This window comes from Prevotella sp. BV3P1 (genome assembly GCF_000479005.1).
GTDB lineage: Bacteria > Bacteroidota > Bacteroidia > Bacteroidales > Bacteroidaceae > Prevotella.
In genome coordinates, this window is record NZ_AWXC01000047.1 from 1 (window position 1) to 1,293 (window position 1,293).

Consider the following 1,293-nt stretch of genomic DNA (forward strand, 5'->3'; position numbering starts at 1 on the left):
GATGATTGAGGTTCGGTTGTGGCGAAAGAAAGTAGACAAGGGCGCATGGCGGATGCCTTGGCTCATGGAGGCGATGAAGGACGTGATAAGCTGCGATAAGCTCCGGGTAGGTGCAAATAACCTTTGATCCGGAGATTTCCGAATGGGACAACCCAGCTGCCACAAGGCAGCTATCACTGCTAATCAGTGAGGCGAACGGAGGGAACTGAAACATCTTAGTACCTCCAGGAAGAGAAAATAAATTAATGATTCCCCCAGTAGTGGCGAGCGAACGGGGAAGAGCCCAAACCGGCGCCGTAGCAATGCGGCGCCGGGGTTGTAGGACCGTGTCATTGTACCTGGAATGTGAGTGGAACGTCAATGGAAATTGCGGCCACAGCGGGTGATAGCCCCTTACACGAAGCATTCCCGGGCATAACGGTATCCTGAGTAACGCGGAGCACGAGAAATTCTGCGCGAATCTGCCGGGACCATCCGGTAAGGCTAAATACTCCCATGAGACCGATAGCGAACCAGTACCGTGAGGGAAAGGTGAAAAGCACCTCTACGAGAGGAGTGAAAGAGATCCTGAAACCATGCGCCTACAAGCGGTCGGAGCTGCCTTTGGCAGTGACGGCGTGCCTTTTGCATAATGAACCTACGAGTTACCATCTCCGGCGAGGTTAAGTGGCATAATCCACGCAACCGCAGTGAAAGCGAGGCTGAACAGGCCGTCGAGTCGGAGGGGGTAGACGCGAAACCAAGTGATCTACACATGTCCAGGGTGAAGTTCCGGTAACACGGAATGGAGGCCCGCACCAATAAGCGTTGAAAAGCTTCTGGATGAGGTGTGTGTAGGAGTGAAAGGCCAATCAAACTTGGAGATAGCTCGTACTCCCCGAAAGGCATTTAGGTGCCGCGTGGGGTGATCTGCATGAGAGGTAGAGCGACCGATAGGTCAAGAGGGCTTCACCGCCTATCGCGACCTGACGAACTCCGAATGCTCATGCACTGCAGCCCTGCAGTAAGGGGGCGGGTGCTAAGGTCCGTCCCCGAGAGGAGAAGAATCCAGACCGCCATCTAAGGTCCCGAAGTTCTGCCTGAGTTAGTCTAACGAAGTCCGGTCCCCGTGACAGCTAGGATGTTGGCTTGGAAGCAGCCATTCATTCAAAGAGTGCGTAACAGCTCACTAGTCGAGGGTCCGGGCGTGGATAATAATCGGGTATAAGGCAGGCACCGAAGGTGCGGGATAGCAATGTACATTAAAAGTATCGGTAGGGGAGCATTCCATGTGCGTCGAATGTAGGGGGACGA

Annotated in this window: 1 rRNA gene; it reads left to right on the plus strand. The window is 54.1% G+C overall.

Going from position 1 to position 1,293, the window contains the following annotated elements:
* Positions 1-25 precede the first annotated feature (25 nt).
* Positions 26-1,293: ribosomal RNA gene (locus tag HMPREF1254_RS12195) — 23S ribosomal RNA — on the plus strand; the annotation flags it as partial.